This window comes from Streptomyces sp. NPDC048603 (assembly GCF_043199475.1).
GTDB lineage: Bacteria > Actinomycetota > Actinomycetes > Streptomycetales > Streptomycetaceae > Streptomyces.
Genome location: NZ_JBICVY010000016.1, coordinates 131,601 through 151,718, shown reverse-complemented (window position 1 = coordinate 151,718; position 20,118 = coordinate 131,601). Strand labels below are relative to the sequence as shown.

General features: G+C 71.4%; 17 protein-coding genes and 1 riboswitch. Of the genes, 1 reads left to right on the top strand and 16 read right to left on the bottom strand.

Going from position 1 to position 20,118, the window contains the following annotated elements; genetic code table 11:
• Positions 1-126: 126 nt before the first annotated feature.
• From ACGFQ9_RS32715 to ACGFQ9_RS32655, 13 genes are all read right to left on the bottom strand, one after another.
• Positions 127-915 carry a methyltransferase domain-containing protein gene (locus ACGFQ9_RS32715; RefSeq protein WP_393578921.1) on the bottom strand — a complete coding sequence of 263 codons (789 nt, stop codon included), beginning with the start codon at positions 913-915 and terminating at the stop codon, positions 127-129.
• On the bottom strand, positions 912-1,964 hold the full coding sequence (locus ACGFQ9_RS32710) for a PLP-dependent cysteine synthase family protein (protein WP_393578920.1): 1,053 nt from the start codon (positions 1,962-1,964) through the stop codon (positions 912-914). Before ACGFQ9_RS32710 ends, ACGFQ9_RS32715 begins: the two co-directional genes overlap by 4 nt.
• 5 nt (positions 1,965-1,969) lie before the next feature.
• Positions 1,970-3,028 (bottom strand): serine O-acetyltransferase, encoded by a 1,059-nt coding sequence (locus ACGFQ9_RS32705; protein WP_393578918.1) that lies wholly within the window; start codon positions 3,026-3,028, stop codon positions 1,970-1,972.
• The gene (locus tag ACGFQ9_RS32700) at positions 3,018-4,325 is read right to left on the bottom strand and encodes a peptide ligase PGM1-related protein (RefSeq protein ID WP_393578916.1); all 1,308 of its coding nucleotides are present in this window, start codon (positions 4,323-4,325) and stop codon (positions 3,018-3,020) included. The genes ACGFQ9_RS32705 and ACGFQ9_RS32700 overlap by 11 nt, the downstream gene beginning before the upstream one ends.
• Positions 4,322-5,638 (bottom strand): acetyl-CoA carboxylase biotin carboxylase subunit family protein, encoded by a 1,317-nt coding sequence (locus ACGFQ9_RS32695; protein WP_393578914.1) that lies wholly within the window; start codon positions 5,636-5,638, stop codon positions 4,322-4,324. Before ACGFQ9_RS32695 ends, ACGFQ9_RS32700 begins: the two co-directional genes overlap by 4 nt.
• 12 nt (positions 5,639-5,650) lie before the next feature.
• A complete protein-coding gene (locus ACGFQ9_RS32690) occupies positions 5,651-6,925 on the bottom strand; it encodes a glycine amidinotransferase (RefSeq protein WP_393578913.1) in 1,275 nt (424 codons plus the stop codon).
• A gap of 1 nt (position 6,926) precedes the next feature.
• On the bottom strand, positions 6,927-8,228 hold the full coding sequence (locus ACGFQ9_RS32685) for an MFS transporter (protein WP_393578911.1): 1,302 nt from the start codon (positions 8,226-8,228) through the stop codon (positions 6,927-6,929).
• Positions 8,229-8,262: 34 nt separating this feature from the next.
• Positions 8,263-9,423 carry a cytochrome P450 gene (locus ACGFQ9_RS32680; RefSeq protein WP_393578909.1) on the bottom strand — a complete coding sequence of 387 codons (1,161 nt, stop codon included), beginning with the start codon at positions 9,421-9,423 and terminating at the stop codon, positions 8,263-8,265.
• A gap of 198 nt (positions 9,424-9,621) precedes the next feature.
• The gene (locus tag ACGFQ9_RS32675; RefSeq protein ID WP_393578907.1) at positions 9,622-9,771 is read right to left on the bottom strand and encodes a hypothetical protein; all 150 of its coding nucleotides are present in this window, start codon (positions 9,769-9,771) and stop codon (positions 9,622-9,624) included.
• Positions 9,772-10,135: 364 nt separating this feature from the next.
• Positions 10,136-10,786, bottom strand: coding sequence for a thymidine kinase (locus tag ACGFQ9_RS32670; RefSeq protein ID WP_393578905.1), 651 nt, complete (start codon positions 10,784-10,786; stop codon positions 10,136-10,138).
• A 44-nt stretch (positions 10,787-10,830) separates the two neighbouring features.
• The gene (locus ACGFQ9_RS32665) at positions 10,831-12,039 is read right to left on the bottom strand and encodes an alkaline phosphatase family protein (RefSeq protein WP_393578903.1); all 1,209 of its coding nucleotides are present in this window, start codon (positions 12,037-12,039) and stop codon (positions 10,831-10,833) included.
• Positions 12,039-12,647 (bottom strand): DUF5998 family protein, encoded by a 609-nt coding sequence (locus ACGFQ9_RS32660; protein ID WP_393578902.1) that lies wholly within the window; start codon positions 12,645-12,647, stop codon positions 12,039-12,041. The genes ACGFQ9_RS32665 and ACGFQ9_RS32660 overlap by 1 nt, the downstream gene beginning before the upstream one ends.
• A gap of 133 nt (positions 12,648-12,780) precedes the next feature.
• Positions 12,781-15,825 carry a GNAT family N-acetyltransferase gene (locus tag ACGFQ9_RS32655; protein ID WP_393578901.1) on the bottom strand — a complete coding sequence of 1,015 codons (3,045 nt, stop codon included), beginning with the start codon at positions 15,823-15,825 and terminating at the stop codon, positions 12,781-12,783.
• 185 nt (positions 15,826-16,010) lie between these two features.
• Between ACGFQ9_RS32655 and ACGFQ9_RS32650 the strand changes: the two genes are divergently transcribed.
• On the top strand, positions 16,011-16,292 hold the full coding sequence (locus ACGFQ9_RS32650) for an HPr family phosphocarrier protein (RefSeq protein ID WP_393578899.1): 282 nt from the start codon (positions 16,011-16,013) through the stop codon (positions 16,290-16,292).
• A gap of 353 nt (positions 16,293-16,645) precedes the next feature.
• On the opposite strand, the gene ACGFQ9_RS32645 is transcribed toward ACGFQ9_RS32650, so the two are convergent.
• From ACGFQ9_RS32645 to ACGFQ9_RS32635, 3 genes are all read right to left on the bottom strand, one after another.
• Positions 16,646-17,296 (bottom strand): GntR family transcriptional regulator, encoded by a 651-nt coding sequence (locus tag ACGFQ9_RS32645; protein WP_393578898.1) that lies wholly within the window; start codon positions 17,294-17,296, stop codon positions 16,646-16,648.
• 228 nt (positions 17,297-17,524) lie between these two features.
• Positions 17,525-18,322, bottom strand: a complete 798-nt coding sequence (locus ACGFQ9_RS32640; protein ID WP_393578897.1) for a M23 family metallopeptidase — start codon at positions 18,320-18,322, stop codon at positions 17,525-17,527.
• 12 nt (positions 18,323-18,334) lie between these two features.
• A riboswitch (cyclic di-AMP (ydaO/yuaA leader) is annotated at positions 18,335-18,493 on the bottom strand.
• A gap of 249 nt (positions 18,494-18,742) precedes the next feature.
• Positions 18,743-20,110 (bottom strand): M16 family metallopeptidase, encoded by a 1,368-nt coding sequence (locus ACGFQ9_RS32635; protein ID WP_393578963.1) that lies wholly within the window; start codon positions 20,108-20,110, stop codon positions 18,743-18,745.
• Positions 20,111-20,118: the final 8 nt, after the last annotated feature.

The following is a 20,118-nucleotide window of genomic DNA, read 5'->3' as shown; positions in this document are numbered from 1 at the left end:
CAGCACGATAGTCCGCCTGTCGGACGACAGTCGGGACAACCGCCCAATCACATGAACTGTGCGCGCCTCGAAGGCGATTGACCGGAGGACGTCCGGGAGAGAGCGCCGGGGGCGACAGCGCCGGGCTCAGGAACGCTTGGTCGCGGTGAAGAGGTACCGGTTCAGACTGAAGAAGTAGTCGTGGCCGAGTCCGCACAGCTCGTCCGACCAGGCGGCGACCTCGTCACCGGTCAGTGCGCCGCGCCCGGCGACGTACGAGGCGACGATGTCGATCAGCCCGGCGCTGTACGTGTCGCGTCGGTAGCCGACGTTGAGCAGCGGTATGACGAGCGGTGGGGACGTCTCGAAACCGGCACGGCGCAAAGCCGGGAGAAGGGTTCGGGGGAGGTGTGGATCGGCGAGATGCCGATCCCATGCGGCGAGCATCCGGGTCATCAGTGACCGGTCGGTGCAGTGCCACACGAGGGAGTCCCAGTCGGTGTCGAGCACCGCGACCCGCCCGCCCGGCGCGAGTACCCGGTGGATCTCGGCGAGCACGCCCGGCACGTCCGCGACGTATTCCAGGACCTGCGTCGACACGGCCACGTCGACGCTCGCATCGGCGCACGGCAACCGATCCGCCGCCGCGGGCCGCAGGTCGACCCGGGCCCCGCCCGGCACGACGGCCCGGGACCGGGCCAGCGCCAGCATGCTGTCGCTCACGTCGATGCCGATGACATGACCGCGCGCGCCGACGGCCGCAGCCATCTCCGCGGCCAGCAGACCGGGGCCGCACCCGATGTCGAGCACCCGCTCGCCGGGCCGCAGCGCGAGGGTGTCGAGGACGGTGCGGCGCTGCGCGGCGACATCGGGTGTGCGGTAGGTCCGCTCGATCCTGCGCGCCTCTTCCGTGTCGAAGGTGAGCATGTCGGTCATGGCGTGTTCCTCGGGTGAGCGGTCTCACCGGGCTCCGCGAGCTCGTTGAGATAGTCCTGGGCGGAGTCGTAGGCGAAGGTCAGGATCCGGGTGCCGGGGCGGCTGGTCCGTGCACAGGCGAGTGCGGCGACGACGTTGGCCGCGGAGGACAGGCCGACCGCGACGCCTTCGGCGCGCATCAGCGTCCGCATCATCTTCGCGGCCTCGTCCTCGGTGACGACGATCTCCTCGTCGATGAGCGCGACGTCGAGGTTGGCGGGCACCAGTCCCACGGCCAGACCCTGCAGTCGGTGCGTGGTGAACCTGTTCTGGGTGTAGGAGCATCCCGGAGGTGCGACCGCTGCGATCCGCAGATCCGGTCTGTGCCGGCGCAGGGTCCGGCCGATTCCGGTGAGGTGCCCCCCGGTCCCGACCCCGGCGACCATCACGTCCGGCAGCCTCCCGGAGAACGCCTCCAGCAGCTCCACGGCGGTGGTCCGGTCGTGCATGGCCGGGTTCGCGGGGTTGGCCTGCTGGTTGAGCAGGACCCAGTCCGGATGCTCGAACTGCAGCTCCATCGCCTTCTCGCCGTGCGAGTTGCCGCCCAGTCGGTGATCGGACAACACGATCTCGGCGCCGAACGCCCGGAGGAGCCGCTGCTTGGCCGGGCTGTAGTTGTCGGGGATGACGAGGACCAGGCGGTATCCGAGCGATGCGGAGACCATTGCGAGCCCGATGCCGGTGTTCCCGCCGGTGGGTTCGAGGATGGTCTGCCCGGAGCCGCGAACCAGGAGTCCCTCGTGCTCGGCCGCCAGCACCATGTTGAGCGCGATCCTCACCTTGTGGCTTCCGCCCGGGTTCAGCATCTCCAGCTTCAGGTACACGGTCCGGTCCAGGCCGGCGGTCAGCCGCCGCAGTTCGAGCAGTGGCGTCCCGCCGATGAGATCCAGCACCGACGAGGCGATCGCGGGCCTGCCCTTGCCTGGACCCGTGTCCACACCGATGTCCGTGTGCACGTCCATGTGCATGTCCGTGTGCATGTCCGTGTGCATGTCCGTGTGCATGTCCATGTCCGTCACCCCGCCCCGGCCGGTGACGCGGTGGAGCCGGCTCCACCGTCGCGCGTGCGCCGGACACCGGCGGTGCGCGGCACCAGGACCGACGTACTGGTGCCGTCGGGCAGGGTCAGCCGGACATACGCGGGAGGCTTGCCGGCCGGTGCGTCCAGCCCGAGCAGCAGGTGCCGGTTGCCGCGGTCGAGGACGGTCACCGGGGTGGCGTTCCGGCCACGGCCGGACAGACCCTCCACGCGGAGGCCCGGATGGGCCAGACCGCTGCCGCGCACCAGGAGGATGCCTTCGCCGATCACTTCGATGGCGGTGATGCCGATGGTGTTTCCGCCCCGGATCTCCTGTTGGTGGTTCAGCACGATCACCCGGGCGCCCGCCGGGATGTCGCTCCGCACGAGGGCGTGGCATCCGATCACGGCATCGTCGCCGATCTCGACCGGGCCGAGAACGCGTGCGAAGGCTCCGATCTCGACCCGCGAGCCGATGGCGGGGTGCCGTCGGCCCCGCGGGTTGTCCGCGATTCCCGTCGATCCCAGGACGACCCCGTGCAGGACGTAGCAGTCGTCACCCAGACGCGCGGTCTCACCGATGACCGTTCCCGTGCCGTGGTCGACGACGAACCGCCTGCCGATCGTGGCCGCCGGGTGGATCTCGACGCCCGTCTCGGCCGTGGCCTGCTCGGCGATGGAGCGCGCGAGCATCCGCAGGTGACCGCCGTCGACGCCGGCGCGCCGGGGCGCGCCGAGGACCGCATGCGCCAGTCGGTGGCTCAGCACGGCGCGGAAGCACCGGTAGGACCCCATGACCTCACGCCATGAGCCGTGCGCGGCGGGATCCCGCTGCGCGAAGGCGAGCAGGTCGCCTTCCACCAGGCCGAGGAGCTCCGGCGCGTACGGATTCCATGCGTCGAGCAGCGACCTGATCCGGTGCATCCGCGGACGCGCGGCGTCCCGCAGCGCGACGGCCAGCGCCGCGCGCCGCTCCCGCGCCTCCGTGTCGACCGCGGTGGTCGTGTGCTGGAGCCGGGGCGCGGTGACCGCGCCCGGCGAACGGTTACTTCTCATCGAACAGTCCCTCCAGTTCGCGTTGGTATGCCGCTTCCTCCTCCGGATCGCCGCAGACGATCACGTACAGGAACCCGCCCTTCCCGGATGTCCCCGAGACGGGCATCGTCATGAGCACGCCGCGCCGCCGATCGGGGTCGAACAGGAGGCCGGCATCGGCCACGGTGTCGAGGAAGCCCTCGGTGGAGACCGGCTTCCAGGTCGCGGGGGTGAGCCGCTGGCTGAGCATCGCCGTCGTGCCGGGCGTCAGGCCCGCCATGGACTCGTAGAGGTGGGTGGAGGTCGTCGTCCGGGCGTTGACCTCGGTGAACGCGATCCGACCGTCCCCGGTGGCCACCGCGTCGGCGCAGAGCTGCCCCCGGTATCCGATGCCGTGGTAGGCACGGGCGAGTGTCTCGGCCCCGGAGACCAGCTCCAGGTGCTGCATCCCGGTCAGCGAGCGCTCCGGGAACGTCTCGGAGGCAAGCCGCCCGTCGATGAAGGACAGGTGGCCGACGCCCCCCAGCTCGACTCCGGCATCGGTCACGGTGTACTCGGCGTAGTAGCTGGCGGTGGCATCGAGCAGCTGCTCGACCACGACGGCGTACTTGCCGTCCGCGGACGCCCAGTCCCACCGGTCACGCCAGTACCGCGGTACGGCGTCCGGCAGGCCGTCCAGCTCGTGCACGGTCCGGCCGCCGATGTGACGGGGTGCCCGCCTGCCCGGCCGCAGGACCATCTCGTTGCCGGACCCGGCCCCGTGGTGGGCCATCTTCACCATCACGTCGTGGCCCGCGTCCAGCAGCCAGCGGGTCGCCGCGGTCGCCTCGTGGGGGCTCCGGCACACCGACCCCGCCGCGATGCGCACGCCCCCGGCCGCGGCCAGGGCCCGGAAGGTCGCCTTGTTGTTGGCCAGCTCACCGCCGCCCTGGGCGATGAAGCCGGCTCCCGGCAGGCGGTCCCGGATGCCGAGCCGTGCCGCGAGCTCGCTCAGCTGAGGGGACGGGAACAGGCTGAACACCTCGGTGACGTCGGCGACGTCAGGGGCGACCGAGTCGAGGAACCGGCGGTCGAACAGCGCGAGGAAGTCGATCCGTCGCCTGCCGTGGAGGCCCTCGGGACAGAGACGGACGTCCACCCGGGACATGTCCGCGCCCTTGACCCTGCCGACGTGCTCGACGAAGGCCGGATCCGGCGTGTCGGAGACGAGGACGAGATCGCCTTCCTCCGCGAACCAGAACACGCGCTGTGCCCAGGCCCGGGGGTCCGGCCGGAGGAAGAGGGTGTCGTCGATGTCGTTCGCAATCAGGAGTTTCATCGCATTCCCATCGACGGCGCCCGGTGCATGGGGCGGAGAGGGGCGCCGGCCGACGCGACGTGGCTCCCGGCCCGCAGTGCGGCGCGGCCGCGCCCCTCGTGGATCGCGCGGACCCGGGCCACGGCCTCGGCCATGACCTGCCGGCATCCGGCTTCGTCCGCCGCGGCGACGGTCGCGTAGCCGATCCCGGCGGACGAGGTCTCGGACATGTCCCGCATCGGCACGCCCGGGGGCACGAGAACGACGCCGTCGACACCCGGGATGGCCCTGAGGTCGGCCTCGTGCACGGTGTTCGGGAGTCCGGCCACCGACGGCAGGTGAACCCATCCGTGGACCTTGTCCGGCGAGGCCTTGAGCGTCTCCACCTCGTCTCCGGTGAACAGTTGCGTGGCGGCGGCGTACAGGTCGAGGCCGATCGTCTTCTCGGCCACCGTCCACAGTCCGCTTCCGCCGGGCCGGCAGGCGAGTTCGTTGGCGACGAACGCGCCCGGGTGACCGAACGCCTCGAAGTGGAAGACGCCGGTCTCCAGTCCGAGCGCCCTGAGCGCGCGCCTCGCGAACTCGTCCGCGGCGGCGTACGCGCCGTGGTGCCCGGCGGGGGGCAGGCCCATCGACCGGGTCGGCTCGCCCCGCTTGGTGCACAGCAGTGGTTCGCCGTAGCGGGAGACCATGAGCCGGTCGACCGATCCGTTCCGGACGACGCCGTCGAAGTGCCATTCCGGGCCGTCGACGAACTCCTCCACGAGGACCCTGTGCAGCTGGGGGTCGCGCCGCGCGACCCGCACGATGTCGTGGGGGGTCTCCGCGACGGACACCGACTCCGCGCCGCCGGCGGCCGGGGGCTTGATGACGACCGGGAAGTCGAGGCCGGCCGCGGCCAGCAGCGTGCGGACGGCATCGGCGGACTGCACCGCCGCCTCCGGGAGGACCGCGAACCTCGCCGTCGGTACGCCCGCCTCGTGCCACTTGCTCTTCTGCAGGGCCTTGTCCCGGCAGGCGAGTGCGACGGCGGGGTCCAGGGCGATGGCCCCCAGCTGCTCGCCGAGGAGGGCGGCGCCGACGACGCCGTACTCGTTGGTCGTCAGTACGGCGTCCACCTCGGGTATCGGCCCGAGGTGGTGCAGGGCCGACCACAGCGCTTCCACATGGCGGTAGGAATCGACCGCGCAGGCGCGGGTCGCGAGGTGCCTGAGACCGGGGGTGCGGTACATCCGGTCCCCGTCCGCCGCTTCGTACAGCACGGTGATCTCATGGCCGCCGCGGTGGAGCCCGCGGATCGCCTTGGGATGTGCGCCGATGTGCAGGACGTGCATGGTCTTCCTCCATCAGGAGTGGGTGATCGGGCCGCGGGGGATTCCGAGGCCCGGGTCTGTGCCGGGGGCGCGGCGCAGGGTGCGGTCCGGAACGTCCGGAACGGTGAAGTACTCCTGGCACTCACCGGTCCGGCGGATGTCCCAGGTCGCGCAGTGCAGCGAGCCGCCGAACTCGTAGACGTTGCGGAACGGGACCGTGAGGACCTCGAATCCCAGCCCGCGCAGCAGCTCGTGCAGGTTCTTCTCGCTCGCTTCGCAGACGACCACGTCCGGAGCGACGCTCAGCAGGTTCATCGACAGCCACTTGGAGGACTGGCAGTAGCGGGGCATCTCGTCATTGCCGTACGCCGGTGCGGGCGCGTCCACGAGTCGCCATCCGTTGCGTACGAAGAACTCCCGCTCGTCGGCCTTGAGCGGCCGGTCCGGGTTCGTGAGCACCAGCCCCGGTCGCAGCGGGACGAACGTGCAGTCGATGTGGGAGGGAAAGAAGTCGAGCGGGAAGTGCAGGACATGGACGCGGAAACCGCGGGGTTCGAGCTCTCTGCGCAGCCAGCGGATCCCCATCCGGTTGGTCGTCATGGATTCCTGGACGAAGATGTCCCGGCCCGCCCTGGTGATGTCGGCCGCATCGAAGATCACTTCGTCCTGCGTGGCGCAGAACTCGAAGTCGTGCATCCGCGCGTGCCGCTCGTCCAGGGTCAACTCCCAGAATTCCGGGCGGTACATCGTGTCGCTCATGGAAGGCTTCGGCGCCGCGGTCCACACCACGCCCTCGTCGGCCGTCCAGTAGCGGTAGACGAGGCTCCGGTACGGCAGGTACTCGAAGAACCTGGCCCTCCGCGACATGGTGGCCTCGATGATCTGGTTCCCCACCGTGATGAGGACGTCGCGGGGACAGACGGAGCAGTACTGGTTCGCGACCTCGAAGGAGGGCGTCTTCACGGCCGTGGTGAAATCGGCGGCGTCGGGGCGGCGGACCGTCACCCCGAGCGCGCGCAGGAGCCCGGCGAGCCCTTCGAGCTCCTCGTTCGCGCGGTCTATCACCTCGGGCGACTTCGGCCCGGTGGGAAAGCCCTGACCGACGGGGGTTCCGCGGAGTTGGGGGCGGTACCCGGATTCGCTCGGTTCAAAGCAGGCTCCGTCCGCGCGGCCGACGAGGATCTCCTCGAGCGGGTCCCATTCGTTCCACGCATTGACGATCGGGCCGGCGGGCGCGCCTGTCCGGGTCATCCTCGACGCGTGGGCGTCGATGTCCTCCTGCTGCGGCGGAAAGGTCTCCAGAGTCATGTCAGTCCCTCTCAGAGTCGGCGTATGCCGTGATGTCAGACGGCTCCCCGGCGTGTGCTCCGGTGGTCGCCGGGTCCGGGGGCTCGGATTCCCACCGGGTGAACTTCGGCAGGGCGACGGCCAGCAGCGCTGCCGCGAGAACGGATGCCGCGCCGCCGATGACGGCGGACAGGCCTGGTGAGGCGATCGCGCCGAGCGCGCCGGCACGCATTCCGCCGAGCTGGGGGCCGCCGGCGCCCACGACGAATTCGACGGCGCTCACCCTGCTCCGGTAGTTGTCGTCCACCGTGGTCTGGACGATCGTCGTGAGGAAGACGACGCTGATGACGTCCGCCATGCCCGCGACGGCCAGGAGCGCGATCGCGAGGGCCGGAACATGGACCAGCCCGAAGAACGCGATGCAGGTCCCCCATACGCCCCCCGCGAGGAGCATGCCGCGGCCCTTGTGGGCGACGCGGCCCGCCCGCCCGGAGAACAGCGATCCCAGGACGCCTCCGACGGCCGGTGCCGCCATCAGCATGCCGAGCGTCTCGGGATCGCCTCCCAGATTCAGATCGTTGACCGCCGGCAGCAGCGGGGTCGGCGTCGCGAGCAGGGTCAGGCTGAGATCGGCGAGGAACGCGCCCTTGAGGACGTCGTTCACGCGGATGTAGCGCAGGGCGGCGACGATCGCCTTGGCACCGGGGCGGGCGGTCGATCCCTGCGGCGGCATGGCCGGGAGTTTCGCGACGACGTAGATCGCGGCGATGAAACTGAGAGCGTCCACCGTGTAGCACACCTGCAGTCCCCAGACCCCGGCGACCGCACCGGCGAGGACCGGTCCCGCGATCCCGGCGACGTGCATGGCGAGCATGGTGAGGGCGGCGCCCGCCGGAATCTGGTCCTTGGGCAGCAGGTGCGCCATGAAGGTCCGTTTGGCCGGGACGCTGATGGCGCCGAGGGCCGACTGGGCGATGCAGAGGACGTACAGGAGCCAGAGCCGGTCGTTTCCGGCGATGGCCTGCACGGCGAATCCCAGCGACACGGCCACCTGACCGCTGCCGGCGAAGAGGACGATCTTCCTGCGGTCGTACCTGTCGCCGAGTGCGCCTCCGACCAGCGCCAGGGCCAGCGTGGGAATCACGGTGCACAGACCGATGACGCCGACCGCCAGAGTGCTCTTGGTGAGCAGATAGACCTGGAGCGCCACGGCGAAAACGGTCATCTGCCCGCCGATACCGGAAACGGCTTGCCCGATCCAGAGTCGGCGGAATGCCGGCGAATGCCGCAGTGGCGTCACGTCGAGCGTCAGCTTGCCGGTCATGCCGTCAGAATCCTTTCTGGCTCGCGAACATCGGTCAATGGACAAGGCGTACGGGCAGCGATTCCAGATTGCGGAGCGTCGCGGAGCGCATGTAGACGGGCTTGCCGGCCAAGGTCAATTCCTGCGGCTGCTCGTTCAGGAATTCGATGAGCTCACACAGCCAGTCCGTCGCGAGTTGAGCACCGGCACAGATGTGCGGACCCCACCCGAATCCCAGATGCCGGTTGGGCGAACGGTCGAGAACGAGCTCGTCCGGCCGCTCGAAGTACTCCGGATCGCGGTTGGCGGCGGCGAAAAGGGTCACGACGGACTCGCCCCGTTCGATCGTGGTGTCGCCGATCCTCGTTCGCTCGGTCGCCACCCGGCTCGTTCCCTGGGCCGGGCTGCAGAAGCGGATCAGCTCCGCCACACCCGTGGCCATCAGGCTGCGATCGCGCAGCTGATCGAGCACGTGCGGCTGCTCCAGCAGAGTCAGGACGACGGCTCCGGTCGAGGCATAGACCGTGCTGTAACTGGCGTTGAAAACCGCGCTCACGGTGTTCCGGACGTACGTGTCCGGCATCGACTTCGTGTGGGGGCTCTCGCGCAGGCTCGCGATCATTCCCGGCAGCCGGGTCTGCTCGAACCACGCCTTCATCATCGCGTGGAGTTCGAGTCCCACTTTCTCTCCGGGCTCGGCATGGCTCGGGTCGAGCCCGCTGTCCATCCGCCGGGTCAGCCCCTCGAAGATCCTCACGTAGGTTTCCAGCGCCGGCGGTTCCACGCCGACCAGGTCACACGTGATCTGCAGTGCCAGCGGGGCGGCGACCTCGCTCATGAGGTCGAACTCCTCGCGATCACCGAGCCGTTCGAAATGTCCTTCGAGATCGGGCCGGGCGCGTCGGCAGATGTCCCTCGTGTCCGGCGTCCGCATGGCGTTGACGATCAGCGCACGCAACTTCGCCTGCTCCGGCGGGTCCTGGTACTGGATGTTCAGCCGCTCGTCGGGAACCTCGGCGCCGAGTCGGCGCAAGTCCCGGGCCCACAACTCGTGGTTGCGCAGAACGTCCCGACAGTCGGGGTACCGGGTGAGCACCCAGGACTGCATCTGCTCGTGCCAGAACACCGGCGCACGGTCACGCAACTCGGCATAGACCGGATACGGGTCGACGATCGTCGACCAGTCCAGCGGTTCATAGCTGATGGATGTCGTCATTGGCCTTCGTTCCTGCTTTCGCTCTCGGCACGTCATGTGCGAAGTGGGTGAATGGGGTGAAATAAGGTCGGGCCCGGCGTCACCCGGGCCCGACCTGCTTGAATCAGAGGCAATGGTCGTACCGCATGGCGACCCCTCCTTTCTCTGCGAGAAACATCAGCCGCACATTCGGCGTCCGGGGCAAAACAAGCCCCGGAGTCACCGTGAACGGCAGACGAAGGACGGACTGGCCTTGGCGTCGGCTGTCGGCGATGCGAAAGCCGTGGTCGGAATCATCACGACGGCGCCGGTCAGGGCCAGGGTGGCCGTGACCGCCGAAAGACGACGCGTCCAGTAATGTCCATTCATCGGGTCCTCCCTCAAATTTTGCGGGGGTCTGTTGTTTTCCCCGCGGATATGAGGCGATAGCGCGGCCCCGCATGTGGATATGGGTAGGGGTTGGGGTTGGGGCGAGGCCGTGACTTCAAATAAACCCGACCGGGAAAAACGCGTCACGTCACTGGAGAACGTGGCTTGACGTCCCTGTGCCGCCCCGGTAGGGGCCGCGCCGGCGGCATGCCGGGAACCCCGGGTGGCCGGCCGGTCACCGTCCGGATGCGACGGCGGAGGTCGTGCGGTTCAACGGGGACGTGGGCGCGGTCGCGGCCGCAGTTTCAGGGCATGCCGAAAAAGCCCCCCGGAAACGGCCGGGGGGCGGGCGCGACGGGCGCGGTCAGACGTGGTTGACGGGGAGGACGTCCGGGGAGAGGGCGCCGGCGTGGGTGGAGGCGGAGGTCATGTGGCGGCGGTGGTGACGGCGGCAGAGGACCTCGTAGCCGATCTCCTCGGCAGGGCGGTTGACGTCGCCGACGACCACCTGTTCGCCTTCGACGACCATGACGCCGCCGACCGTGCGGGCGTTGTGGGTGGCGCGGGCGCCGCACCAGCACAGGGCCTCGACCTGGAGCTGCTCGATCCGGTCGGCCAGTTCGATCAGCCGCTGCGAGCCCGGGAAGAGCTTGGTGCGGAAGTCGGTGGTGATGCCGAAGGCGAAGACGTCCATGCCGAGGTCGTCCACGATCCGAGCCAGCTGGTCGATCTGGGCGGGGGTCAGGAACTGGGCCTCGTCCACGATCACGTAGTCCGCCCTGCCGCCCGCCGAGAGCTCGGCCACGAGGTACGCGTAGACGTCCATGGGGTCGGTGACCTCGACCGCGTCGGTGACCAGGCCCAGGCGGGAGGAGAGCTTGCCCTCCCCGGCCCGGTCCTGGCGGGTGAAGATCACCCCTTGCAGGCCCCGGGCGGAGCGGTTGTGCGTGATCTGGAGAGCGAGGGTGCTCTTTCCGCAGTCCATCGTTCCGGAGAAGAACACCAGCTCGGGCATGGGAAGTTCGGAACCTTTCGGCAGGGTCGGTCGGTCGGCGGGGGTCAGGGGCAGCGGACTTCGAGGAGCGGGACGAGCTGTTCCGCCGGGGTCATCGAGCCGTGCATGCCGGTCAGGGCGGACTCGTTGGGCTCGTTGACGGACGCGGTGATCGCCACATCGGCGTGGGCCGCCGCGATCACGTCCCCGATCCGGCCGAGGACGCGCTCGTCGCACTCCCCCGGCGGCCCGAACCAGCCCAGTTCCAGGGCCTCTTCGCGGCTCGCCACCCAGAAGCGGTCGCCCAGCACCTCGCGCCACACGGTGAGTACGTCGGCCTCGGCGCCGGGGACGGCGTACACGTGCCGGGCCCTGCCCTCGCCGCCCAGCAGGGCGACGCCCGCGCGCAGTTCCCAGTCCTCGTCGAAGTCGATCCGCGCGTCCTCGTCGAAGGGGATGTCCACCATGCCGTGGTCGGCGGTGACGTAGAGGGCGGTGCGCGGCGGGAGTTGCTCCGCCAGGCGCTGCACGAGCCGGTCCACGTACATCAGCTGGCCGCGCCAGAGGTCGGAGTCCACGCCGTGCCGGTGTCCGGCGCCGTCGAGTTCGCTGTAGTACGTGTAGACCAGCGAGCGGTCTCCGGCGGCGAGCCGGTCCGCGGCCAGGTCCACCCGCTCCTCGCCGCTCATCCGGCCGTGGAAGGTGCCGCCGCTCAGCGCGATCTTGGTGAGCGGGGTGGTCTCGAAGGCCGGTGAGGACACCTGGGCGGTGGCCACCCCGGCGGCGTCGGCGAGGCTGAAGACGGTGGGGTAGGGCTGCCAGACCGCGGGCACGGTCCACGGGTACCAGCGGAGCTGGTTCATCAGCTCGCCGGTCGCCGGATTGCGGGCCGCGTAGCCGGGCAGGCCGTGCCGGGCCGGCGGGAGGCCGGTGCCCACGGAGGCCAGCGAGGTGGCGGTGGTCGCCGGGAAGCCGGCGGTGATCGGGCGGCCGGTGCCGCCACGGGAGGACGGCAGCAGCGAGGTGAGGAAGGGGGCCTCGGCCGGATGGGCCTTGATCTGCTCCCAGCCGAGCCCGTCGATCAGGAAGACGCAGTTCCGGTCGGCCGGGGTGAGCTCGGTGAGGGTCGCGGAGAGGCCGGGCACTCCCTGGCCGGCCGCGAGGGTGGGCAGCAGGTCGGCGAGCGAGCCGGCACCGTACTCGGGAACCGGGGCCGTGCCGAGGTCCAGCAGCTCGGGCTCGTCCCAGTCCGAGTGCGCGGGCGTGTACGCCATCAGCGGGCGGCCGGGGAGCCGGCGGCGGCGGTGGCTTCGGAGAGCGCCTGGGCGAAGGCCAGGGTCTGGCGGACCGCCTCGGGGCCGTCACCGGCCTCGCTGACCCGCAGGCTCAGGTCGTCGGCGGTGGAGTTGCCGGTGTAGCCGTGGTCGGAGTCACAGTTCGGGTCGCCGCAGGCGGCCGGCTCCAGGTCGATCCGGGAGACGGCGCCCCAGCCGATGGTGAGGACGACCTCCCGGGGCAGGGTGCCCGGGGTGTAGGACTCGGGGTTGGCCACGACCCTGCTGAGGACCACCGAGGAGATCGCGCCGATCTTGACCGACTCGGTGGAGGTGGTCGCGTACGGCGAGGGGGACCCCGCGTCGGCGGCCTGCTCGTCGGTGTGGCTGACGATGAAGCGGTTGCCGGTCAGGACCAGCACGGTGACGTGCCGGCGCACCTCGTTGGAGTCGAAGGTGGTCTCCTGGTGGACCAGGTACGACGAGATCGGCTCGCCGCCCACCGCGGCCTCCACGGCCTCGGCCACGAGGGCCGGGTAGTAGCCGCTGCGCTCGATCGCCGCGCGCAGCCCCTGGGTCGTCGTACCGGATTTCGCCATGGGGTCCATCCTACGGCCCGTACGGGGCGCTCCGGCCTCGCCGTGCGACGCCCCGTGGCCGGCGCGCGCCCCCGGGGCGCGCGCCGCGGGCGGGGGCGCCCGTCCCGGACGGAGGTCCTCGGTGGCCCCCGCGGCGTCCGGCTCAGCAGCTGGGCAGGGTCCGCGGGCCGAGGTCGGTGCGGGCGGGCGGGTGCGCCACGCGGACGCTCGCGCTCAGCACCGAGAAGCCCTCGGTGGCCACCACGACGGGTTCCAGCGAGATCCCGACCACCTCAGGGTGGTCGTCGACCAGCCGGGAGAGCCGCAGCAGCAGTTCCTCCAGGGCGGGGGTGTCCACGGGGTCGCTGCCGCGCCAGCCGAAGAGGAGCGGGGCGGCCCGGATGGACCGGATGAGCTCGGCCGCGTCCCGGGAGCTGGCGGGCACCAGGCGGTGGGCTGTGTCGCCGAGGAGTTCGGAGGGAACGCCGGCCAGGCCGAAAGAGAGCACCGCACCGACGGCCGGGTCGATCACGGACCGGATCACGGTGTCCACCCCGCGCGGCACCATGGCCTGTACGACCGGCTGCAGTTCGGCCGGCTTCCCGAGGGTCTCGGTCAGCTCGTCGTAGGACCGGCGCAGCTCGGCCTCGGTGGTCAGGTCCAGTCGTACGCCGCCCAGGTCGGCGCGGTGCCGCAGGTGCGGGGCGGTGGTCTTGAGGGCGACGGGGTAGCCGAGCCGCCGGGCGGCGTCGACCGCGGCGTCGGGGGTGGGCGCGGGCAGGGTGGGGAGGACGCGGATGCCGTACCGGGCCAGGAGCGCGGCGGCGTCCGCCGGGCCGAGGGTCAGGACGGCGTCGCCGCCGGCCTCCCGCAGCAGTCCGGCGAGCTGCTCCGCGGCTCCGGCCTCGTCGATGTCCTCGTATTCGGGCGTGCTGCCGGCCTCCGCGTCGGCGCGGCGCCAGTCGGCGTAGCGGACGGCGTGGGCCAGTGCGCGTGCGGCGCGTTCGGCCGCGGGGTAGGCGGGGATGCGGAGCGGTTCCCGCGCGGGGTCGGGGTGCGGGCCACCCGGCGCCTCGGAGCCGGCGGGCCCGGGGGCCGCGGACCCTGAGCCGGAGCCGGGTGCCGCCGAACCGGCGGATCCGGCACCGGCGGCCACCGCGCGGCCGGCGGCCGCGGGACCGGCGGCGGTCGTACCGGAAGCCGCGAGGCCGGTGGCCTCGGGACCGCCCGGTTCCCGGGCCGCGTGGGCGGAGCCCTGGTGTGCACCGGCACTCCGGGCGATGCCCGTGTCCTCGCCTGCGTCCTCGCCTGCGGCCGCGACGCGCGAGAGCCCTCCGAGGCCCGACGGCCCGGAGGTCCGCGCGGCGGACAGGGCGTCGGCCAGGCCGCCGAGCTCGACGTGGACCACCAGGACCGGCTTGCCGGGTGTCTCCGCGACAGCGGAGCGCAGGGCCTGGGCCAGCTCGTCGGCCAGCTCCGGCTCGCCCACCGCCGGTATGGCGGTGACGACCACCGCGTCGTTGTCCTCCGAGGACAGGGCTGCCGCGAGGGCGGCCCGGAAGTCCTCCGGCGTGGCCTCCGTGGTCAGGTCGAGCGGCGGCCGCGGGCGCAGCCGCTCCCACACGCAGGCGTCGTACGTGAGGACGCCCAGCGACTCGGAGTTGCCGAGGATGGCCACCCGCGGTCCGGCGGGCAGCGGCTGCGCGGCCAGCAGCAGGCCGGCGTCGACCAGTTCGGTGACGGTGTCCACGCGGATCACGCCGGCCTGGCGCAGCAGTGCCGAGACGGTGGCGTCGGGGAGCCGGGTGGCGGGGACGGCGTGCCCGGCCGGGGTGACCCCGGTGTGGCTGCCGCCCTTGGCGACGACCACCGGCTTCACCGCCGAGGTCCGGCGTGCGAGCCGGGTGAACTTGCGCGGGTTGCCGAGGGTTTCGAGGTACATCAGCGCCACGTCCGTGTCCGGGTCCTCGTACCAGTACTGGAGGATGTCGTTGCCGGAGACGTCGGCGCGGTTGCCGGCCGAGACGAAGGAGGAGAGCCCTTCGCCGCGCCGCAGCAGCCCGGACAGCAGGGAGATGCCGATCGCGCCGGACTGGGTGAACAGACCGATCCGGCCGCGGGCCGGGGCGGGGGCCGGGGTGAGCGAGGCGTTGAGGCTGACCTCCGGCGAGGTGTTGATGATGCCGTAGGCGTTGGGGCCGATGATCCGCATCCCGTACGACCGTGCCTGGCGCAGGAGTTCGCGCTGCCGCTCCAGCCCGTCGGGGCCGCTCTCGCCGTAGCCGGCGGAGAGGACCACCAGGCCCTGGACCCCGTGTTCCCCGCAGGAGGCGACCACCTCGGGTACGCGTTCCGCCGGGACGGCGACGACCGCGAGGTCGACGGGGGCGCCGATGTCGGCGAGCGAGCGGTAGGCGCGGACGCCCTCCAGGAGGTCTCCGGCCATGCCGCCCGCGGGGAGGGCGTGGTTGACCGCGTAGAGGTGCCCCCGGAAGCCGCTGTCGCGCAGGTTGCGCAGGGCGGCGGCGCCCACGCCGCCGCCGGACCGGCTGACCCCGATCACCGCGACGGAGCCGGGCGCGAGCAGCCGCTGCACCGAGCGGGCCTCGGCGCGCTGTTCGCGGGCGCGCTGGACGGCGAGGGACTCGGCGGTGGGTTCGAGGTCCAGGGTGAGGTGCACGGAGCCGTCCTCGAAGGTCCGCTTCTGCTGGTAGCCGACGTCCTTGAACACCTTGATCATCTTGGTGTTGGCGGGCAGTACCTCGGCGACGAAGCGGCGGATGCCGCGTTCGCGGGCCACCGCGCCGATGTGTTCGAGGAGTACGGAGGCCACGCCACGGCCCTGGTGGGCGTCCTGGACCAGGAAGGCGACCTCGGCCCGGTCGGCGGGAGCGGATGCGGGACGGCCGTCCGCGTCGATCCGGTCGTAGCGGACGGTGGCGATGAACTCCCCGCCCACGGTGGCGGCGAGGCCGACGCGGTCCACGTAGTCGTGGTGCGTGAAGCGGTGGACCTGGCGGTCGGAGAGCCGGGGGTGCGGGGCGAAGAAGCGGTAGTACTTCGACTCCTCCGAGACCTGCGCGTAGAAGCTGACCAGTCGGTCTGCGTCCTCGGGAGTGATGGGGCGGATATGGGCGGTGCCGCCGTCGCGCAGCACGACGTCCGCTTCCCAGTGAGCCGGGTACGAGGGATCCGACGCGGTGGTCATGGAGTGATCTTAAGGCCGGAAGGGGCCGGTGAGCGCTCGCGCGGCGTGTTGGGCAATACGGGACGAAGGGGTGCAAGCTGGGAGGTCCAACGGCGGAAATGTTTCGGCCCGGAGGTCGGTCTGAGCATTCCGCACGCCGTGAGAGACTGGTCTAGACAACCGCCAGAACCTGAAGGGCAACCACCATGGCAGAGCGCCGCGTCAACGTCGGCTGGGCCGAGGGCCTGCACGCTCGTCCCGCCTCGATCTTCGTCCGTGCGGCGACGGCTTCCGGCATCCCGGTGACGATCGCCAAGGCGGACGGCACCCCGGTCAACGCCGGTTCCATGCTCGCGGTGCTGGGCCTGGGCGCCCAGGGCGGCGAGGAGATCGTGCTCGCCTCCGAGGTGGAGGGCGCGGAGGTCGCGCTGGACCGCCTGGCGAAGCTGGTCGCCGAGGGCCTCGAGGAGCTCCCCGAGACGGTCTGACCCTTCGGGTCCCCCCACCCCATACACCAGAGCCGCGGCTCCGCTTGGTCGGGAGCCGCGGCTCCGGCATGTGCGGCCGGACCGGCGGGCGGGAATTCCCCGAAGCGGAACCGCTCCGGACTTTCCCGGGTACACCGGATTTCCGGGTATACCGGATTTCCGGGCAGGCCTCATTTCCGGGCGCGATAATGAGCACGGCCGAGAAGCGGCAGCAATATCAGGCACGGAGTCGCGCGAATTCCCGGACTCCGGAAATGGGCCGGGCACCCGTGGTGCCGGACACTGCCTTCCCTTTGTATACGGCTGCTGTTAACTGCGGCCGCTCGGCATGTTGACGCCAGGTTGCGGGTTCCTCACCGCGCCGCCCCCGCCCGGGCGCCCCGCCACCGCGGCCGGTGCCCCGCTTCCGCCCGTTCCACGTGCGCCGCCGTCAGGGCACGGGCCCGCTCCGCGTCCCCCCGGGCCACCGCGTCCACGATCGCGCCGTGCTCCGCCCAGGACTCCACCGGCCGGGCCGCCGGCTGGACCGCGAACATCCAGGCCACCTTGTGCCTCAGCTGCCCCAGCAGCGAGATCAGGCCGGGGCTGGCGGACGCCTGGGCCAGGGTCTCGTGGAACCAGCCCCCCAGCGCCCGCAGGTCCTCGCCCTGCCCCTGCCTGGCCCGTTCCTGGCCCAGCCTGACCAGCCCGCGCAGCACCTTCAGGTGGGCGTCGGTACGCCGCCGGGCCGCCCTGGCCGCCGCCAGCGGCTCCAGCAGCATCCGCAGCTCGAGCAGATCGGCCGCCTCCTGCTCGGTCGGCTCGGCCACGCACGCCCCGGCGTGCCGCCGGGTGATCACGAACCCCTCGGACTCCAGGGTGCGCAGCGCCTCGCGGACCGGGACCCGGGAGACTCCGTAACGGCGGGCCAGCAGCTCCTCGGTGAGTCTGCCGCCGGGTGCGAATACGCCGGTGACGATGTCGTCGCGAATTGCCGTACACACCGCATGCGCAGGAATACGCAAGACCGGACCTCCGCCTGATTACGAGCCGCCGATTCGACACCGGTACCGATCGGATACCGATCCAAGAACTGTATGGCAGCGCGCGGGAATTTCCGAGTACGGACGGGAAAACGGAAGGATCCGGAGACGGAAGAAGGCCCCGGCTCGGTGAGCCGGGGCCTTCTTCGGGATCTTCGGGTCTTCAGGGTCTTCGGAGACCTTCGGAGACCTTCGGGGTCTTCCGTCCGGTCAGACGGTGACGCCGTGATTGCGCAGGTACGTGATCGGGTTGACGTCCGAGCCGTAGTCGGCGCCGGTGCGGGCCTCGAAGTGCAGGTGCGGGCCGCTGGAGTTGCCGGTGGAGCCCGACAGGCCGATCTGCTGGCCCGGGGTGACCTGCTGGCCGACGCGGACGCTGAGCGAGGACATGTGGCCGTACTGGGTGTACGTGCCGTCCACGTGCTTGATGACCACGTTGTTGCCGTAGGCGCCGCCCCAGCCCGCCTCGACGACGGTACCCATGCCCACGGCGCGGACCACGGTGCCGGAGGCCGCGTGGAAGTCGATGCCGGTGTGGCTGCCGGAGGACCACATGCCGCCGCCGGCCTTGTACTGGGTGGAGACGTAGGAGTCGGCGAGCGGCGAGACGAAGGTGCCCAGCCGCTTGCGCTCGGCCTCGCGCTCGGCGCGCTCCTTGGCCTCGCGCTCCGCCTTCGCCCTGGCCTCGGCCATGCGCTTGGCCTCGGCGGCCCGCTGCTTGGCCTCGGCCTCGGCCTGCGCCTTGAGGGCAGCGGCCTCGGCGGCCGTCTCGGCGGCGGCCTGCTGGGCGTCGGCCTGGGCCTCGATCTCGACGGCCGCGTCATCGCCGATGCTGATGTGGTTCAGGGCCGGGTCCTGCGGCGCGCTGTCGTTGTCGGCCGCGAAGGCCGGGGCCGCGAAGGCGCCGATGACGCCGGTGGTGGCGAGCGCGGCGATCCCGGCTATGCCGGCGGTCTTCTTCGTCAGGCGGCTGGAACCACGGTGCTTGCCGGCGCCACGAGTGCCCATGAAAAGGGTGATCCTTTCCTTCCCTCTCGCCTACCGGGTTAGCTGACGGGTTCGGAGCAGGAAGGTCTCCTACGGACCCCTCCGCGGAGGAGGTCCGATTCACCCCAGGGACTGATGTGGGTCCCCGGCTCCCCAGGCTCGCGCCTGACGGGGACTCGGCGATCGCTGTCCGGTGCCGCGGGTGCGGCTGTTGCAGCTGACGGACAGCGAGACCGACGCTAGGCGGATCATCACTCGATCACCAAATGGACACGGCTTTTTGTTGCGTACGCCACACGACATACGGGCAACCCCACCCGTAAAAGGGGCATTCGAGACGCATGAGGTCCTGGCGGACAACCCGCCAGGACCTCATGGCCCGAAACCCGTTTGACGTCGGCCGGACTCAGCCGCCCGGCGCCAAACCGGGTGTCACCGCGGTCAGTTGGCGACCACGGTCACCTCGCCGATGCCCAACGCCCGTACCGGCTCCTCGATCTGCGACGCGTCGCCGACCAGCACCGTGACCAGGCGGTCCACCGGGAAGGCGCTGACGACGGCCGACGTGGCCTCCACGGTGCCGGTTTCGGCCAGCCGCGCGTACAACTGCGCCTGGTAGTCGTCCGGGAGCTGCTGCTCGACCTGGTCGGCGAGGGTGGCGGCGACGGACGCCGCGGTCTCGAACTTCAGCGGGGCCACGCCCACCAGGTTCTGCACCGCCACGTCCCGTTCGGCGTCGGTCAGGCCGCCCTCGGCCAGCGTCCGCAGCACCTTCCAGAGGTCCTGCAGCGCCGGACCGGTGTTCGGGGTGTCCACGGAGCCGCTGATGGCCAGCATGGCCGCTCCGGTGCCCTCCTGGGTGGACCGCAGCACCTGCCCGAAGGCGCGCACCCCGTAGGTGTAGCCCTTCTCCTCGCGCAGCACCTTGTCCAGGCGGGAGGTCAGGGTGCCGCCCAGGCAGTACGTGCCGAGCACCTGGGCCGCCCACACGCGGTCGTGCCGGTCCGCCCCGATCCGGCCGATCAGCAGCTGCGTCTGAACCGCGCCGGGCCGGTCCACGATGATCACGCGCCCGGTGTCGTCGGCGTTCACCGGGGGCACCGGACGGGGCGCGGCGCTGCCGCCGGTCCAGCCGCCCAGGGTGTCCGCCAGCACCGCGTCCAGGTCGATGCCGGTGTAGTCGCCGACGACGACGGCGGTGGCGGTGGCGGGGCGTACGTGGGCCTCGTAGAAGGCGCGTACGGCGGCGGAGTCGATCCGGGCGACGGTCTCCTCGGTGCCCTGGCGCGGCCGCGACATCCGCGTGGCGGCCGGGAACAGCTCCTTGTAGAGCTGCTTGGCGGCCCGGCGCTGCGGGTTGGCCAGCTCGTGCGGGATCTCGTCGAGCCGGTTGCGGACCAGCCGGTCCACCTCGCCGTCGGCGAAGGCGGGGGCGCGCAGCGCCTCGGCGAGCAGGCCCAGCGCCTTGGGCAGCCGGGAGGCGGGGACCTCCAGGGAGACCCGGACGCCGGGGTGGTCCGCGTGCGCGTCGAGGGTGGCACCACAGCGCTCCAGCGCGGCGGCGAACTCCTCGGCGGAGTGCTTGTCGGTGCCTTCGGACAGCGCCCGCGCCATGATCGCGGCCACGCCGTCCAGGTCCTCGGGCTCGGCGTCCAGCGGGGCCTCGAGGAAGATCTCGACGGCCACCACCTGCTGTCCGGGGCGGTGGCAGCGGAGCACGGTCAGGCCGTTGGGCAGGGTGCCGCGCTCGGGAGCGGGGAAGGCCCACGGCTTGGGTGCGCCGGCCTGCGGCTGCGGGTGGAAGGTCATCGTGACGG

Excerpts from the sequence above, each read along its gene's own strand:
- ACGFQ9_RS32715 (WP_393578921.1), bottom strand. The coding sequence starts at position 915 with ATGACCGACATGCTCACCTTCGACACGGAAGAGGCGCGCAGGATCGAG.
- ACGFQ9_RS32635 (WP_393578963.1), bottom strand. The coding sequence starts at position 20,110 with ATGACCTTCCACCCGCAGCCGCAGGCCGGCGCACCCAAGCCGTGGGCC.
- ACGFQ9_RS32660 (WP_393578902.1), bottom strand. The coding sequence starts at position 12,647 with ATGGACCCCATGGCGAAATCCGGTACGACGACCCAGGGGCTGCGCGCG.
- ACGFQ9_RS32695 (WP_393578914.1), bottom strand. The coding sequence starts at position 5,638 with ATGCACGTCCTGCACATCGGCGCACATCCCAAGGCGATCCGCGGGCTC.
- ACGFQ9_RS32680 (WP_393578909.1), bottom strand. The coding sequence starts at position 9,423 with ATGACGACATCCATCAGCTATGAACCGCTGGACTGGTCGACGATCGTC.
- ACGFQ9_RS32655 (WP_393578901.1), bottom strand. The coding sequence starts at position 15,825 with ATGACCACCGCGTCGGATCCCTCGTACCCGGCTCACTGGGAAGCGGAC.
- ACGFQ9_RS32670 (WP_393578905.1), bottom strand. The coding sequence starts at position 10,786 with ATGCCCGAGCTGGTGTTCTTCTCCGGAACGATGGACTGCGGAAAGAGC.
- ACGFQ9_RS32705 (WP_393578918.1), bottom strand. The coding sequence starts at position 3,028 with ATGAGAAGTAACCGTTCGCCGGGCGCGGTCACCGCGCCCCGGCTCCAG.
- ACGFQ9_RS32690 (WP_393578913.1), bottom strand. The coding sequence starts at position 6,925 with ATGACTCTGGAGACCTTTCCGCCGCAGCAGGAGGACATCGACGCCCAC.
- ACGFQ9_RS32675 (WP_393578907.1), bottom strand. The coding sequence starts at position 9,771 with ATGAATGGACATTACTGGACGCGTCGTCTTTCGGCGGTCACGGCCACC.
- ACGFQ9_RS32650 (WP_393578899.1), top strand. The coding sequence starts at position 16,011 with ATGGCAGAGCGCCGCGTCAACGTCGGCTGGGCCGAGGGCCTGCACGCT.
- ACGFQ9_RS32700 (WP_393578916.1), bottom strand. The coding sequence starts at position 4,325 with ATGAAACTCCTGATTGCGAACGACATCGACGACACCCTCTTCCTCCGG.
- ACGFQ9_RS32710 (WP_393578920.1), bottom strand. The coding sequence starts at position 1,964 with ATGGACATGCACACGGACATGCACACGGACATGCACACGGACATGCAC.
- ACGFQ9_RS32685 (WP_393578911.1), bottom strand. The coding sequence starts at position 8,228 with ATGACCGGCAAGCTGACGCTCGACGTGACGCCACTGCGGCATTCGCCG.
- ACGFQ9_RS32640 (WP_393578897.1), bottom strand. The coding sequence starts at position 18,322 with ATGGGCACTCGTGGCGCCGGCAAGCACCGTGGTTCCAGCCGCCTGACG.
- ACGFQ9_RS32665 (WP_393578903.1), bottom strand. The coding sequence starts at position 12,039 with ATGGCGTACACGCCCGCGCACTCGGACTGGGACGAGCCCGAGCTGCTG.